This is a genomic window from Aquimarina sp. MAR_2010_214 (assembly GCF_002846555.1).
GTDB lineage: Bacteria > Bacteroidota > Bacteroidia > Flavobacteriales > Flavobacteriaceae > Aquimarina.
This window is the reverse complement of record NZ_PJMS01000001.1, coordinates 3,154,065-3,169,732: the sequence shown is the minus strand read 5'-3', so window position 1 is coordinate 3,169,732 and position 15,668 is coordinate 3,154,065. Positions and strand designations below refer to the sequence as shown.

14 protein-coding genes and 1 pseudogene are annotated in these 15,668 nt (G+C 32.9%); 3 read left to right on the top strand and 12 right to left on the bottom strand.

Annotation, left to right across the window (positions count from 1 at the left end; genetic code table 11):
• Window positions 1-30: 30 nt before the first annotated feature.
• The 3 genes and pseudogenes from ATE84_RS26585 to ATE84_RS13505 form a co-directional block, all read right to left on the bottom strand.
• Entirely contained in the window at window positions 31-1,092 is a 1,062-nt protein-coding gene (locus tag ATE84_RS26585) for an iron-containing alcohol dehydrogenase family protein (RefSeq protein ID WP_233195913.1), read from the bottom strand.
• A gap of 78 nt (window positions 1,093-1,170) precedes the next feature.
• Window positions 1,171-1,875 (bottom strand): annotated as a pseudogene (gene kdsB / locus ATE84_RS26580) (3-deoxy-manno-octulosonate cytidylyltransferase); the annotation flags it as partial.
• Between the two features lie 145 nt (window positions 1,876-2,020).
• Window positions 2,021-3,448, bottom strand: a complete 1,428-nt coding sequence (locus ATE84_RS13505; protein WP_101448456.1) for an ATP-dependent RecD-like DNA helicase — start codon at window positions 3,446-3,448, stop codon at window positions 2,021-2,023.
• 136 nt (window positions 3,449-3,584) lie between these two features.
• Here ATE84_RS13505 and ATE84_RS13500 point away from each other — a divergent pair, with 136 nt between their 5' ends.
• Genes ATE84_RS13500 through rsmD form a run of 3 tightly spaced genes read left to right on the top strand, consistent with a single transcriptional unit; the run spans window position 3,585 to window position 5,573 of the window.
• Window positions 3,585-4,229 (top strand): type II secretion system protein, encoded by a 645-nt coding sequence (locus ATE84_RS13500; RefSeq protein ID WP_101448455.1) that lies wholly within the window; start codon window positions 3,585-3,587, stop codon window positions 4,227-4,229.
• Window positions 4,210-5,034, top strand: a complete 825-nt coding sequence (locus ATE84_RS13495) for a DUF3822 family protein (RefSeq protein WP_101448454.1) — start codon at window positions 4,210-4,212, stop codon at window positions 5,032-5,034. The genes ATE84_RS13500 and ATE84_RS13495 overlap by 20 nt, the downstream gene beginning before the upstream one ends.
• Before the next feature lie 2 nt (window positions 5,035-5,036).
• Complete coding sequence (gene rsmD, locus ATE84_RS13490) at window positions 5,037-5,573, top strand: 16S rRNA (guanine(966)-N(2))-methyltransferase RsmD (RefSeq protein WP_101448453.1); 537 nt, start codon at window positions 5,037-5,039, stop codon at window positions 5,571-5,573.
• A gap of 32 nt (window positions 5,574-5,605) precedes the next feature.
• On the opposite strand, the gene ATE84_RS13485 is transcribed toward rsmD, so the two are convergent.
• The 9 genes from ATE84_RS13485 to ATE84_RS13445 form a co-directional block, all read right to left on the bottom strand.
• A complete protein-coding gene (locus ATE84_RS13485; RefSeq protein WP_101448452.1) occupies window positions 5,606-6,061 on the bottom strand; it encodes a hypothetical protein in 456 nt (151 codons plus the stop codon).
• A 261-nt stretch (window positions 6,062-6,322) separates the two neighbouring features.
• On the bottom strand, window positions 6,323-7,225 hold the full coding sequence (locus ATE84_RS13480) for an aldo/keto reductase family oxidoreductase (protein ID WP_101448451.1): 903 nt from the start codon (window positions 7,223-7,225) through the stop codon (window positions 6,323-6,325).
• Window positions 7,226-7,268: 43 nt separating this feature from the next.
• Window positions 7,269-10,193, bottom strand: coding sequence for a glycoside hydrolase family 3 N-terminal domain-containing protein (locus tag ATE84_RS13475; protein WP_369828521.1), 2,925 nt, complete (start codon window positions 10,191-10,193; stop codon window positions 7,269-7,271).
• A gap of 7 nt (window positions 10,194-10,200) precedes the next feature.
• The gene (locus ATE84_RS13470) at window positions 10,201-10,686 is read right to left on the bottom strand and encodes an ABC transporter ATPase (RefSeq protein ID WP_101448450.1); all 486 of its coding nucleotides are present in this window, start codon (window positions 10,684-10,686) and stop codon (window positions 10,201-10,203) included.
• A 113-nt stretch (window positions 10,687-10,799) separates the two neighbouring features.
• A complete protein-coding gene (locus ATE84_RS13465) occupies window positions 10,800-11,591 on the bottom strand; it encodes a (Fe-S)-binding protein (protein ID WP_101448449.1) in 792 nt (263 codons plus the stop codon).
• A 58-nt stretch (window positions 11,592-11,649) separates the two neighbouring features.
• Window positions 11,650-12,096, bottom strand: a complete 447-nt coding sequence (locus ATE84_RS13460) for a phosphoheptose isomerase (protein ID WP_101448448.1) — start codon at window positions 12,094-12,096, stop codon at window positions 11,650-11,652.
• 74 nt (window positions 12,097-12,170) lie between these two features.
• A complete protein-coding gene (locus ATE84_RS13455) occupies window positions 12,171-13,496 on the bottom strand; it encodes a (Fe-S)-binding protein (protein ID WP_101448447.1) in 1,326 nt (441 codons plus the stop codon).
• Window positions 13,497-13,502: 6 nt separating this feature from the next.
• Window positions 13,503-14,453, bottom strand: a complete 951-nt coding sequence (locus ATE84_RS13450; protein WP_101448446.1) for an MlaD family protein — start codon at window positions 14,451-14,453, stop codon at window positions 13,503-13,505.
• A gap of 86 nt (window positions 14,454-14,539) precedes the next feature.
• Window positions 14,540-15,664, bottom strand: coding sequence for an N-acetylmuramoyl-L-alanine amidase (locus ATE84_RS13445; RefSeq protein WP_101448445.1), 1,125 nt, complete (start codon window positions 15,662-15,664; stop codon window positions 14,540-14,542).
• Window positions 15,665-15,668 lie beyond the last annotated feature (4 nt).

Genomic DNA, 15,668 nt, shown 5'->3' with positions numbered 1-15,668 from the left:
TCGCATGAAAATAAAAGATTGAAAAGCGGTTTACAAAGAACGATATAGTTCTTTCAGTATATCAGCATTTATTTTAGATTTCCAATTGTACCCCAAAGCATTTTCCCAAAGTGGTTCTAAGCTTAGTGCGACTCTGGTCATAACATCTAATTGATCTTCGGTTACATTAGCACAAACTCCTGTGGGTAAACTAATATTATGAAATTCTTTCATTTTTTTGAATACAGCTACACCTTCAGGATAATATTTTTCTAATTTATCAAATACTATACAGTTACCTATCCCATGCTTTGTTCCTAGCACATATGCTAGTCCATAACTCATAGCGTGAGCAACACCAACCTGAGAATATGCAATACTCATTCCGCCATGCCAGGAAGCCATCATTAATTTTGCATCTACTTCTTCTTTACTTAGGCTATTTTCCAGGAAAATCTCTTTACATAAATCTAAAGCTTTTTCACCATAGCTCTGGCTAAATGCATTTAAATACGTTCCATCTAACGACTCTATACAGTGAATATAACAATCCATACCTGTATAGAACCACTGATCTTTAGGAACATCTTTTATTAATTCTGGATCTAATACAACCTGATCAAAGGGCGTAAAATCAGAATTGATTCCTAATTTACGTTCGGGTCCTGTAAGTACAGTAGTGCGAGACACTTCTGCCCCTGTTCCTGAGATGGTTGGAATCCCTACATGAAATACAGCTTTATTTTTTACCAGATCCCATCCTTGGTAATCTGCAGCACTTCCTGGATTGGTAAGCATGATTGCTACAGCCTTAGACAAATCCAAAATAGAGCCTCCTCCTATTCCAATAATTCCACTTGGAACATACTGATAATCATTTCTTATTTTAGAAACTATCTTATCTACCTGAGATGTCTTGGGTTCTTCAACAGTTGATACATAGACAATCTCATCGGTATAAGATAATGGTATTCTATCCTCAATAAATGAGGTATTGTTCTTAAAAACATCATCTACCAAAAAGATAAAAGGAGCAACACCGTTTCGTTCAGGCGCAATAATACCACCAATCTGATTAAAAGCTCCTCTCCCAAATACCACTTTCGGCACCATTGGGAAATTCTTATGCATAGAAGTAGATTCTTCTGGAGTAATTATAGATTTTGGATTCAATAGATTTTCTTTATTAATTATTCTTTTTGCTCTTTCTAAATCTTCCGGGGTATCAATTTCCACACCTTCGTGGTGCGTTTCCACCATTTTAATATTTTTACCATATTCAAGATAGCGAATGCATTCTATTTTCTCTGATGCTTCTAAAGAACGCATTGGTAAACGGTAAAAATCTAAAATAGCTTGTTTCTTAAATGCATAAACACCTTTGTGCTTATGGTAAACATGATCTATTTCTTTATCTCTTGGGTATGGTATAGGTGCTCGAGAAAAATATAATGCATAATTATTTTCATCTACAATAACCTTTACACTATTGGGATTCATAATATCATCCCAGTCATCCATCGGTGTCATTAAACTAGCTAAATCTATGCGATCAGAGTCTTCTTGATAAAATACACTTAATACTTTCTCTAAGCTCTCTCTATCGGTAAAAGGTTCATCTCCTTGTACATTTACTACAATATCGACATCCATCTCTTCGACTGCTTCGGCTATTCTATCACTACCACAGCTGTGTTCTTTCTTACTCATAATAGCCACACCACCATGAGAAGTAATTTCTTTATAAATAACATCGCTATCGGTAACTACATACACAGCATCAAAAAGTCCTGAGTTTAGGGTTGCTTCGTATGTTCTTCTTATAACGCTTTTTCCTTCGAGATCCTGCATTAGCTTGCCAGGAAATCGCGTGGCAGCATATCTCGCAGGTATCATTGCGATAGTTTTTAAAGTATTTTTGTTCAAAATCTGTTGCTTTTCTAGAATTGCAAAAATAACTTTTTTAAATCAATTTTCGGGCCAACCATATATTTTATATCACAAAAAGTCTTAAAACATCTGATATTTTTTTTTACTGATCTTAGTTTTCAATAAAAAAATCATCCTTAAACCCAATTAAATATAATTTTTTCTTAGCTCTGGTAACTGCCGTATACAACCATCTTAAATAGTCCTTGTTAATCCCATCTGGAAGATAAGGCTGTTCTATAAAGACATTATCCCATTGCCCTCCTTGTGATTTATGACATGTAATAGCATAAGAGAATTTAACCTGTAAGCTATTAAAAAATTTATTATTCTTTACTCCCATAAATCGTTTGTACTTAGATTTCTCATCTTCAAAATCTTTTAATACTTCTTGATACAATTTATTTGATTCTTCATATGATAAAGATGGAGTTTCTGATGTTAACGTATCTAACAACAAAACGGTCTCAAAAGGTTTTTGGTTTGGATAATCAACCATATTCACATTAACTATTGCAAAACGAAATCCATACAATTCTTTTATAGAAAAAATCTCTAAGACCTTAATTATGTCTCCATTAGCAATAAAACCAGCTTCACTTTTATTATCCAACCAAAAATAATTATTCTTAACCACCATCAAATAATCACCTGGTGATAACTCTTCTTCTTGAAAAAGTATCCTCGAACGAATCTGTTGATTATAAATATTAGCCCTTTTATTAGAACGGAGTATAATCACAGATTCTTCATGCCCTACACTAGAATATGCTTCATTTAATGCATCCATAATCTCATGCCCATCAAAAAACCTAACTATATCCGGATATCCTGATACCTGAAACTGAAAAGAATCATAAAAACCATCATTAATAATTTCTCTTAGTCGAGTAGCGTTCATTAATATACCACTGTTTTCTGCTTGCCGTACTACTTCGTCTAGCTCTATCTGGGTAACCTCTTTATTAAATCCCATTGCAAGATTATTAGGATCAAGTGCTGGGCTTACTTCAAGTTTTACAGGTGGTAATTGCGCTGTATCGCCAATAAAAAGAATTTTGCAATTATGTCCAGAATACACATACATCATTAGATCATCTAGTAAAGACCCATTTTCGAATAGTTTACTATCACTAGGAGTATCTGGTATCATAGAAGCTTCATCTACAATAAAAACAGTATTGCGACTTTTATTTTGTTTTAGCTGAAAAGCTAATCCACCACTTTTAGTCTTTTTGGGGTAATAAATATTTCTGTGAATGGTTTGAGCCTGTTTTCCTGAAAAATTACTAATCACTTTAGCTGCACGACCTGTCGGAGCAAGTAAAACAGCATTTAATTTTGCTTTCCACAAATTTTTAACCAAAGATCCTATCAAAGTAGTTTTTCCTGTACCTGCATATCCTTTTAATAAAAAAAGTGAATCTTTTGCCCCTGACAACACAAAATAAGATAGTTTTTGTAAGACAATATCTTGTTTTATAGTAGGTTCAAAAGGAAAGTCTTCTTTTAATAATTCATAAAATTCTTTTTCCTTCATTAAAAAAACTTGTCTATATGATTCATATCTCTATTAATAAATCAAAGATAAGGATGATTTTTTGGCAATAAACTTTTACGATTAAAAAAAAATTGTAGATTTGCGTATACACTAATGTTTAAAGCTAAATCATAAAATGAAAATTGTTGTTCAATTAGTTCTGTGGGTTATTATAGGGGTTTTGGGATACTTAGTATACAATTCTGTTAATGGCCCTGTAAAGTTCAATAAAATAAAGCAAGCTAGATATGCAAAAGCTGTTGAAAATTTAAGAGATATTCGTACAGCCCAATTAGCATACAGATCAGTAACTGGAAAATTCACCAAAGACCCTGTTAAATTAGTTGCTTTTATAGATACTGCTAAATTTACATTAACCCAAAGAAGAGATTCTAGTTTTATTAGATTTAATAAGATATTAAAAATTGATGAGCCGAGAGATACAGTAATTGTTGACACACTTGGTTATGCTTCTGTAAAAGATTCTTTATTCAAATCAGGCAATCATAAGAATATGATAAAAATACCTATCAAAGGTGTTGAATCTAATTTTGAAATGGATGCTGGTTATATCAACAAAAATGATCTAAGAATTCCGGTTTTTGAAGCTAAAGTAGCTAAAGATGTACTTCTATATGACCTAGATAAAGATCTTTTATTTCAAGAAAAAGAAGTACGATCTGTGGATGAAGTTAATGGAGCATTTCTTTCTGTAGGATCAATGACTGAAGTAATGACTTCTGGTAACTGGCCAAGAACTTATGGTGCAAACGATCAATAATATAATTGATAATACATCAAAAACATTGTCCATTCAGGTAAGCTTGAATGGACTTTCTTTTTGTACTGTAAATACTAATAATCAAATAACATCTATAGAGCACGAAACTTTTGGCATACAATTAACTCCTGTACAAGTACTTGATAAAATCAAATATACTCTAGATCACAATCAAAATCTAAAAGGGGGTTTTGATGCTATCGAGGTAATTTATCAAAACGACCTATATACCATTGTTCCAAAACCTCTATTTAGTGAAAAATTATTAAATGAATATCTCAAATTTAATACAAAGGTGCTTCAAAATGATTTTATTGCATATGATGAATTAAATCCTCATAATATTGTAACAGTATATATTCCTTATACTAACATCAACAATTTCTTTTTTGACACATTTGGCTCTTTTACCTATAAGCATTCTAGTACCATTCTAATAAATTCTTTACTTACTCAAGAAAAAAACAACGACTCTATTACCGTTTATGCGAATATGAACGATGCTTCTTTTGATATTATAGTAATTAATAAAGGAAATCTGATTTTAAGCAATACATATAAATATCAAACTAAAGAAGATTTCTTATACTATCTATTGTATACTACAGAACAGCTACAATTAAACCCAGAAGAGTTCCGTTTAGTTTTTTTGGGAGATATTTCCAGAAATAGTGAGTTTTTCAATATTGCTTATACCTATATTCGCCATATAAGTTTTGGAAGCCTTCTTAAAGAGCCGCAAATCATAGAGGATGTAACACCTTTTGAACCTCATAACCATTTTGTTTTACTTAGTCATTTTTAAATATGCGTATTATCTCAGGGAAATATAAAGGAAAAAGACTTACTGCACCAAAGAAATTGCCCGTACGCCCCACCACTGATATGGCAAAAGAGGCGTTGTTTAATATCTTAAGAAATCAATACAACTTCTCTCAAATATCAGTTTTAGATCTTTTTGCAGGAACAGGAAACATCAGCTATGAATTCATATCCAGAGGAACAGAGGATGTAACTGCTGTAGATTCTCACTATGCATGTCTTGGATATATCAAAAGTGTAGCAAAAGAACTGGACTCTCCTATCGAGACCATAAAAAGTGATGTCTATAGCTATCTCGAAAAAGTAAAACGAAAAGTAGATATCATCTTCGCTGATCCTCCTTATGATTTTACCACAGATCAGTTTAGTAAAATTGCAACATTAGTTTTTGAAAATGAATTATTAAATGAACATGGGGTCTTGATTATTGAGCATTCTAAACATACCTCTCTCGAGGAATCACCATATTTTAGTAATTCGAGAAAATATGGAGGATCTGTCTTTAGCTTTTTTGAAAAATAAATCTATTCAAAAAAACCTCGTACTACTCTATATCAAGATTCAGTCATTACTGAAGTTCGAATTGAAAATTCATCAATAGTAGTAAGGTTGCTTAAAGAGTTAATTTGATAAGCTGCATTACTAATGATCTCTTCATAAAAAGCTAAAACTTTTACATCAAACCCAGGAGTATCTTCTGCTGTAATTTTAAATATATCCATTTGATAAATAAAATTATTAAGGATATGGTGGCTAGAAGAAAGCATAGCTTTATAAATATTTAGTTTTGCATTTTCCATCTTTACTTTTTTAGCATTCTGTCGTGTATCTATAAATAGAAATACAAAAAACACAAGTAATGGAATTATCAATTCATCAAATTCAAATTGCTCCATACTGGCCAATAATGCAATAACCTTTTCAAATAATTCTAATTCTAAGACAATGCTTGTTACATAAATAAAAATAGATAATACTAATCCGATACATGTTAGTTTATACTTATTCATTAGTTTATAGTTAGGGGGTTAGGGGGATAACTACTTGTGAAGAATTTAAATGTTACGGTTTACAAATACTACATAAAATTGTAAATAAACGTTCGATTTTCAGTACTAAATATATAGGAAAAAACAGCAACTTGCAGCAATTTACAAGTATTTTAACATTATTTATAGTTGTAGTTAAAGTACTTTTATAAGTATATTGAGTAAAGAAACTGACAGTCAATCACATAACTAAGGACTACTTATAATTAAAATAACATTCTTTTAAGCTACTTCTTTTCCTGTAGAAGCTTCCCAAATCATAAACCATTCTTCGTCGGTGATTTTAATCGATAAAGCATCTACTGCTGATTTAATACGACTAATTTTGGTCGATCCAATAATTGGAAGAATACCAGAAGGATGTTTTATAATCCAAGATATTAGAATCTGATCAGGCATAACATTATATTTTTCAGACAACATAGCAACCACTTTATTAATCCTTATAACTCTATCCTCAAGCTGTTTTCCAAAGAATTTCCCTCCTGCAAGTGTAGAATATCCCATAGGTTTAATACCATCTGCAATACATTGATCCAAGGTGCCATCTATAAAAGGATCCAAGTGAAGCGGAGAGACTTCTATCTGATTTGTTACTAAAGGAATAAACTTATGTAACATCTCAAATTGTTGTTTTGTAAAATTTGATACTCCAAAATGCAATACCTTACCATCATTTTTGAGTTTGGTAAAAGCCTCTGCAATCTCTTTAGGATTCATTAGCGGACTTGGTCTATGAATCAAAAACAGGTCTATATAATCTGTATTCAGATTCTGTAAAGATTGTTCTACAGAGCTTACAATATAGTCTTTACTTGTATTATATGATTTAATAATAGTATCAGGGCGATTAGGCGTTACTAATTTAATACCACATTTAGTAACAAGTTGCATTTTTTCACGAAGAGAAGGTTGTTTTTTAAGTGCATTACCAAACAATGTTTCTGTGGTATAATGTCCGTAAATATCTGCATGATCAAAAGTAGTAACATCTATAGCAAGACAGTTTTCTATCAATTTCTGAGTCTGGCCTATAGTTAAACTAGCTCCCCATTCTCCCCAATTCATACATCCTGCTACTATACGCGAACATATAGAATTTTGACACGAAACCTTAACATCCATTTTTTTAATTTATGAAAATTATCACCCCTCTTAATACAATTATTTAGTAGTCTATTGCCTCATATATTAACCTTTGTATCTCTGAACGAATATCATGAGATATGAGTTTTCGATTTGAAGCATTAGGAAAAGTACGATTACTTAAAAAAACATATATTATTTCTTGTTCTGGATCTGCCCATGTAAATGTTCCGGTAAAGCCACTATGACCAAAGCTAGTCATTGAGATACACCCACAAGTAGGGCCTACATCACCTAATTGCGGTTTATCAAACCCTATCCCTCGTCGTACATTACGATGACAATAATGACACGTATTAAACTCACTTAATGTTTCTTCTCTAAAATATTGCTTACCACCATAATATCCTTTATTAAGATACATTTGCATAATCTTAGTAACATCATTAGCATTAGCAAATAACCCTGCATGTCCAGCAATCCCACCAAGCATAGCAGCTCCCTGATCATGAACATACCCATGAACGACTTCATCTCTAAAAATTTTATCATGCTCTGTAGGAACTATTCTTTTTTTTCTGAATCGTTTTAGAGGTAGATATGAGGTATTATTTGCACCCATTGGTTTATAAAAATGTTGCTGAGTGAGTTTATGTAACGTATTACTATAATGATCTTCTATATATGTTTTCAGAAGATAATATGGTAAATCACTATACTTATATCTTAGTCTCTCTCTCAATTCACTATCTCTAATTCTTAAAAGTAAAGAATCCTTCATATCACTTCTGAAATAAAGATTATTAGTGACTTCAATATTAAAATCTTTTGAACGACTATTTCTATAATATTTCTTATCAGGCTTTCGAGTAACAGAATCCATTGTTTGCAAGTAGAAAGGAATCCAGGCCTTTAATTTTGCATAATGCGATAGCATAGACCTTATGGTTATATGCTCCTTATTAGATCCTTTAAAAGAAGGTAGCATTTTTCCTACCCTCGTATTTAAAGAAATTATCCCTTTATCTTTCAACTCTATAGTAAGCGGTAAAGTAGCTAATATTTTGGTCAAAGATGCTAGATCATAAACGTCTGACCCTTTAACTTTTCTAAATTTATTATAGGTATGGTATCCATAATTTTTATTAAACACTACTTTCCCTTTCCTTGCAACAATAAGTTGTATTCCTGGCGCCATTTTTTCCTTTATTGCAAAATCCACTACAGAATCAATTCTTTTCAGTTTATAAGAATTCATCCCTACACTTTCGGGTAAGCCATATGATAATCTATTTAAGGTTCTAGTTTCTTGCCCTGTACCAGCAGGAAACTCTTCTCCTATGCTTACAGGAAGTTTCCCTTTAGCCTCTATAGCTCCAAAAAGTAATTGTGCTGTTTTCTCCTGGGCTACCTTACTATTTTGATAAGACATCACTATACCTTCAAAGTTTGTAGTGGTTAACATATCTAACATTGCATAAGGTCGAGCAAACACACTAAGTACTGTAGTATTTAACCTAGCGATTTCATATAACCAAACCAATTCCTTATCCTTAAACTTATATTTTTCCCAAGGTGAATCGTTAGACTTATGAAAACCTACAATGACATAATTATAGTTCTTCAATTGTTCTACCATTTCTCCCAATTGACTAGCTTTTACCCATTCGACTTGAGCATATTTACTTAACTCTTCATAAAAAGTTTCTCCTGAGTCATCCCCAAGGGAAACGTAGGCAATTTTTTTCAGATCAAGATTTTTAATAGGTAATGTAGCTCTTTCATTCTTTATAACCGTTAAAGAATTTTCTACTAAATCATGAAGTAACACCTTATTTTTAACACTATTTAATTCCTCATAAAGGAAATCTGTTTCCACAGGTTGATAAGCATTAAGGCCTGCTTTATATTTAGCAAATAAAATCTTCCTTACAGAATAAGATAAACGTTCTTCTGTTAGAGCTCCAGAGTAGTATGCAGATACTATTTTTTGAGATGCCAATGGCACATCTTCCGACATTAGTAAAATATCATTTCCTGCTAAAAAAGCTGCCAAATCAATATCGCCCGGAGCTTTAAAATTAGAAGCTCCTTTCATATTAAGAGCATCTGTAAAAATCAGCCCTTCAAACTTTAAACTATCTTTTAATACTCCAGAAACTATTTTTTTAGAAATAGAAGACGGATAATCTGATCTATATTCTAAACTAGGAATATTAAGGTGAGCAACCATAATACTGGATAGCCCTTCATTAATAAGCTTTTTATATGGATATAACTCGACACTATCAATTCTTTTGGCATCAAAATTAATAGTAGGTAATGTATTATGAGAATCGGTATCGGTATCTCCATGACCAGGAAAATGTTTGGCGCTAGCCAAAATCCCCTCTCGTTGCATACCTTTCATAAAAGCCAGTGCTTTTTGAGTTACCGTTTTTTTATTTTCTCCAAAAGAACGATTACCAATGATCGGATTTTTAGGATTCGTATTAATATCTACAACAGGTGCAAAATTAATATGTACTCCCATTCGTTTACAATGCCGTGCTACTTGTCTTCCGGTTTCCTCTATTAATTGATTATCTTGTATTGCTCCAAGAGTCATATTCCAGGGAAAAGCTTGTGTTGAATCTAATCGCATACCTAAACCCCATTCTGCATCTACACCAATTAGTAATGGTATTTTGGACAGTTCCTGATATTTGTTATTAAGCTTTGCCTGTCGTTTAGGTCCACCTTTAGAAAAAATAACGCCTCCTATCTGAAATTCTTCAATGAGTCGTTTTATTTTATCTGTTTCTTTTTTGGGATCAGAAGAAGATACATTTACCATAAACAATTGACCCACTTTTTCTTTAAGAGTCATTCTATTATAAATACTATCCACCCATCTTCTTTGGGTTTCAAAATCTTCTACCAATAATGGATTTTCTGATTGAGCATCAACGCCAAAAGCTATTAGAAAAATTATAAAGGAAAAATACTTTTTTATAATATGCCGCACGAAAATTTTAATTTAAAAAACGGTTATGCCAACTATCTTTTGCCGGGACTTCCCAATTGATTCGATATTCGGCAATATTGGTAACCAGGTTATTAAAAACGATAGTATTTGGGGATACCGATCTATTTTTAGCCATTTTTTTAAAATCTACAAGAGATTTATAGGCTACAAATTCTCCTTGCTTAAAAGATACGTTCATCTTATCCATTAAGTCTACATCATATGCTTGTTCTAATTCCTGAACAAAACGAACAGAGGCATCTATAGAGCACCCTGTTGCTTGATTCATTCCTTGATCTAGTCCAATGGTTATAAATCGTTTATATTTTATTTCATAACCTGCTTTAAGATCAGCACCGTGGGCTGTCCATTGAGTTATAAATTCTTTTATTTTTTTTTCGATTTCTTCCAGTTCATTCAAAGTGAATGACCGATTTGCCTGATAAATCCACACTCGAGATGTTTCCGGAAGGTCATTAAAATCTACCAACATGAGCTATTTTTTACTAAAGTAACAAAAACTATTGCTATTTACGATTATAGAAAAGAGTTAATATGAAAAAACATATTAACTCTAATAAAATTGTGTATAATTAAGAAAAAAATCTACAAATCCTGAGCATTGGCAATAAGTTCGGCCACATCCATCACTTGCACACTATCTTCTTTTTCTTTACTCTTTACCCCGTCTGTCATCATTGTATTACAAAAAGGACATCCTGCGGCAATAATATCTGGTTTTGTTTCTAAGGCATCTTCTGTTCGTTCAACATTAATATCCTTATTTCCTGGTTCTGGTTCTTTAAACATCTGGGCACCTCCAGCTCCACAACATAACCCATTTCGCTTACAGCGTTTCATTTCTATAAGTTCTACTTCTAATTTCTTAAGTAAATCTCTTGGTGCCTCATATACATTATTGGCTCGACCCAGATAACATGGATCATGAAATGTAATTCGTTTACCTTTAAATTTTCCTCCTTCAACTTTTAATCTACCTTCATCCAAAAGGGATTTTAGAAATTGAGTATGGTGCACTACTTCATAATCCCCTCCTAATACAGGGTATTCATTTTTTAAGGTATTGAAACAGTGAGGGCACGCAGTAACTACTTTTTTTATTTCGTAAGCATTCATTACCTCTATATTTGTAACTGCCTGCATTTGAAACAAGAATTCATTACCTGCTCTTTTTGCCGGATCTCCTGTACAACTTTCTTCAGTACCTAATACAGCAAAGTCTACATTAGCATTATGAAGTAATTTCACAAAAGCTTTTGTAATTTTTTTAGCTCTATCATCAAAACTACCGGCACAACCCACCCAAAACAAAACTTCTGGTTTTTTGCCTTCTGCCATATATTCCGCCATTGTTGGCACCTTTACTGTCTCACTCATATTATGCAATTTAAAGTTTAGGGGTCTACCTAGAGGTTAATACCCTAAAATTTGTTTTTTAATCATGTTTTCCATCATCAAAAACTTCGATGGTCACAACTCGCTCTACCAGTTCTGTAAATTTACCCGTATATCGTGTTGCTTTTACCAGGTGATTATCAATCCAATGGTAGTTTCCTCCCCTTGGTTTCCCCATCAAAAGGCTATGATATTTAAAACCACATTTATTTAACCATGCTTCGGTTACTTCTCTATGGTCTTCGGTTCTTGAAGTAAAGAAACATATAACATGTCCTTGGTCATACCATTTATTTAAGGTAACCAATGCATCAGGAAAAGGCTCACATGTAACCATTCGCTCTGGCTCTTCATTAGGCACATCTTCGGTTATAGTTCCGTCAATATCAATAAGGTAATTCTTAACTCCCTCTGGTAAGACCGGACTCACATGTTCTCCTTCTTCTATTTTATCATGCAATAATTTTTCTACTTCTTCCTTTTTCATAATCTCTATTAGTTTGTGGTTTAATTGGTTAAAAGTTTTGGTTAAAATTTACTGTATTGGTTATTTAATAAAAATTATTCGTTGCTCCAGTTTAATCTGTCCATTTGGTTGAATGGCCATGGAGCTCCATTATTTTCTATATTAGTCATCATATTATTTAGATCTGATGGTGCTGCACTTTGCTCCATCACCAGGTAACGTCTCATATCTATAATAATAGACAATGGACTAATACTTACCGGGCAAGTTTCTACACAGGCATTGCAACTAGTACACGCCCATAACTCTTCGGGAGTGATATAATCATTCAGTAGTTGTTTTCCATCATCTACAAAACTACCGTTCTTATCTATATTGTCTCCTACTTCTTTTAGTCGATCCCTGGTATCCATCATAATTTTACGCGGGGATAGTTTCTTTCCTGTTTGATTTGCAGGACATTCACTAGTGCAACGACCACACTCGGTACACGTATATGCATTTAGCAATTGCACCCAGTTTAAATCTGTAACATCTGATGCTCCAAATTTCTCTGGTTCTCCTTCTTGCTGATCATCTGCGGGGGCAGCAAAAGGATCTGCACTTGGGTCCATCATTAGTTGTACTTCTTTAGTAACAGCTTCAAGATTATCAAGCTCTCCTTTAGGGTTTAAATCCCCATAATATGTATTTGGAAATGCCAGAAGAATATGTAAATGTTTTGAAAAATATAAATAATTTAAAAATACTAATATCCCTATAATATGCACCCACCAACATGCTCTTTCTAATACGATTAGCGATGTTTCTGACATCCCATTAAAAAGTGGGGATATATACTGACTTATTGGGTACGCCCCTGCCTTGATATAATGGTCTGCTCCTAATGCCTGTAACTGAAGATCTGAAGCATTCATTACCAAAAACAAAGTCATCAAAACCATCTCGAAATACAGGATGAAGTTCCCATCATTTTTCGGCCATCCTTTCATCTCTGGATTCCAGAAACGTTTTAATTTAATCACATTACGACGAATCCAAAATAAAACAACTCCTATAAATACAAGGAATGCCAAAATCTCGAATGAACCAATTAAGAAATCATACAATCCTCCTAAAAACGCAAAGATCCTATGTGTACCAAAAATTCCATCAATAATAATTTCTAATACTTCTATGTTGATAATAATAAAACCAAGATATACTACAATATGCAATATCCCAGCGACAGGTCGTCGTACCATTTTAGACTGTCCTAATGCTATCCTAGCCATATTTTTAAATCGCTCTCCTTTATTATCAGAACGATCTACATCTTTTCCTAATCGGATATTACGAATGACTTTACGGACATTTTTTGTAAAATATCCAATACCCGCTACCAAAACAAGTATAAATAGGATATTAGGTATGTATTGCATAATTTTTTAATTTATTGAATCTGTTGGTTTTTCGTAAGGAGCATTTTTCTTTCCAAAAACCGAAATATGAACATAACGTTTTGGATTTAATCGTAAATCCTGTATCAGTAATTCTAGTTGTTTACTGGTTTTTTCTAAATTATCATATAATTTATCGTCTTTCAGTAATTTCCCAACTGTTCCTCTTCCTGAATTAATATCTTTTGAAATTTTCTCAAAATTAGCCAATACCTTTTCCAGGTCTTTTCCTAATTTGGCCACATTTATCTGAGCTAGAGAATCTGAAACCTTATTAAGATTAGTCGACATTTTATCCAGATTGGTAAATGTATTGTTTAATTTTTCTTCATTACCCGAAAGAATAGTATTTAAAGAATTTGAAGCTCCTTTAAAATTCTTAACGGTTATACTTAAATCTTTAAAAATAGAATTCAGGTTATTTTTATTATCCACATTAAGAATCCCGTTCACCGAGGTTAAAAGTGTGTCTGCGTCTGTAATTGCGGCTTCGAGTTTTTCTTGCAAAGGAGCAAGCTTATCATTCACCAGCTCTAGTAAACCTGCTTCTACTTTACCTGGCAGTGTATCTTTATCTTTTGCTTCAAGGCCTTGTTCATATATAGGCATTATAGCAAGGGACTTCCCTCCAATCAAGCCACCTCCATATACTTTGGCCATACTATTCTTTGAAAACGAAAAATCGCTATCTACATTAAACTCTACAACTAGGTTTCCCTTGGTATCTGCAAAACTAATAGAAACCACCTGCCCTACAACCATACCATTTATGGTTACCGGAGAAGAAGGTATCAATCCTTCTACATTATCATAAACAGCATAAAAGGTTCTATCATTTTCTAAGAGGTTTTTTCCCTTCAGGAAACTATAGCCAAAGATTAAAAGTGCTATTGCACAGATTGCTAATATTCCTGTTTTAACTTCTCGAGTAAATTTCAAAATAGATTATATTTTAGGACACAAATTTAGAATAAAAATACATTTCTACTGGTAATTTCCTAAGGAATTATCAGTATTTATTTAGATTAATTCGAAGATGTATCAGCTTTTAGAGCTTCTGTTAAAGGAATCGATTCACTATTACGAAAAGCAACAATAAAACTAGAATCAAATCCCTTACCCACAGCAATTTCTCTTAATTCTTGTATTAAAGTATAATTAGACGTACTTCCGAAATAATACTTATACAGATCTCCGGTTTTATTTTTGGACAATTGATCTAAGCCATTAAAATTAAACGACTGTAATTCTATATCAGTCGATCCTGCTGCAATTTGCACCTTAAACGTGATATCATCATACACGCGATCTCCTTCCATTTTGGCAGTAATTTTTGTTACTTCCGGGGTTTTGGGAGGGTCTATTTTATAAATAGCATCAAGGCTTTCTTTATAGTCTATAATCGAGGTTGTGATGGATTTTGCCATATCATCCTTTCCTTTTTTAGAGTTTAGATATTTCCCTTCGCTATTATTGGTTAGGAAACCTAATTCGATAAGAACACTTGGCATATAAGTTTGGTGTAAAACTACAAAACCAGCCTGTTTTACTCCTCTACTTTTTCTTTCTAATGTTTTTTTAAATCTATTCTGTACAAAACTAGCAAGTGTAAGACTTTGGTCCAGATATTCCTCCTGCATTAAAGTAAGTCCGATAATTGATTCAGGAGAATTGGGATCAAACCCATCATAATTAGCTTCATAATTATCCTCTAATAGGATTACCGAGTTTTCATTTTTTGCTACATTAAAGTTTTCATTATTAGCATGTAATCCTAACACAAAGGTTTCTGTACCAAAAGCCTGAGAGCGGTGCGAGTTGCAATGTACGGACACAAAAAGATTTGCTCCGGCTTTATTGGCAATACTCCCTCTCTCATGCAGTTCTATAAAGGTATCTGTTTTTCGGGTGTATACCACTTTAAATCTACCATCATTTTCTAAGGCAGTACCAACTGCCAAGACTACACTTAGTGCTATTTCCTTTTCTTTATATCCATTTCCTCGGTTTCCGGGATCGTGACCACCATGGCCAGCATCCAGAACAACAATAAATTTTTCTTTTTCCTGAGCAACCACATCGGCATCAAAAACAGGTGCGATACATAAAAAAACCGACAAAAAAACACTACATACTATACTTCGTCTCATCAAC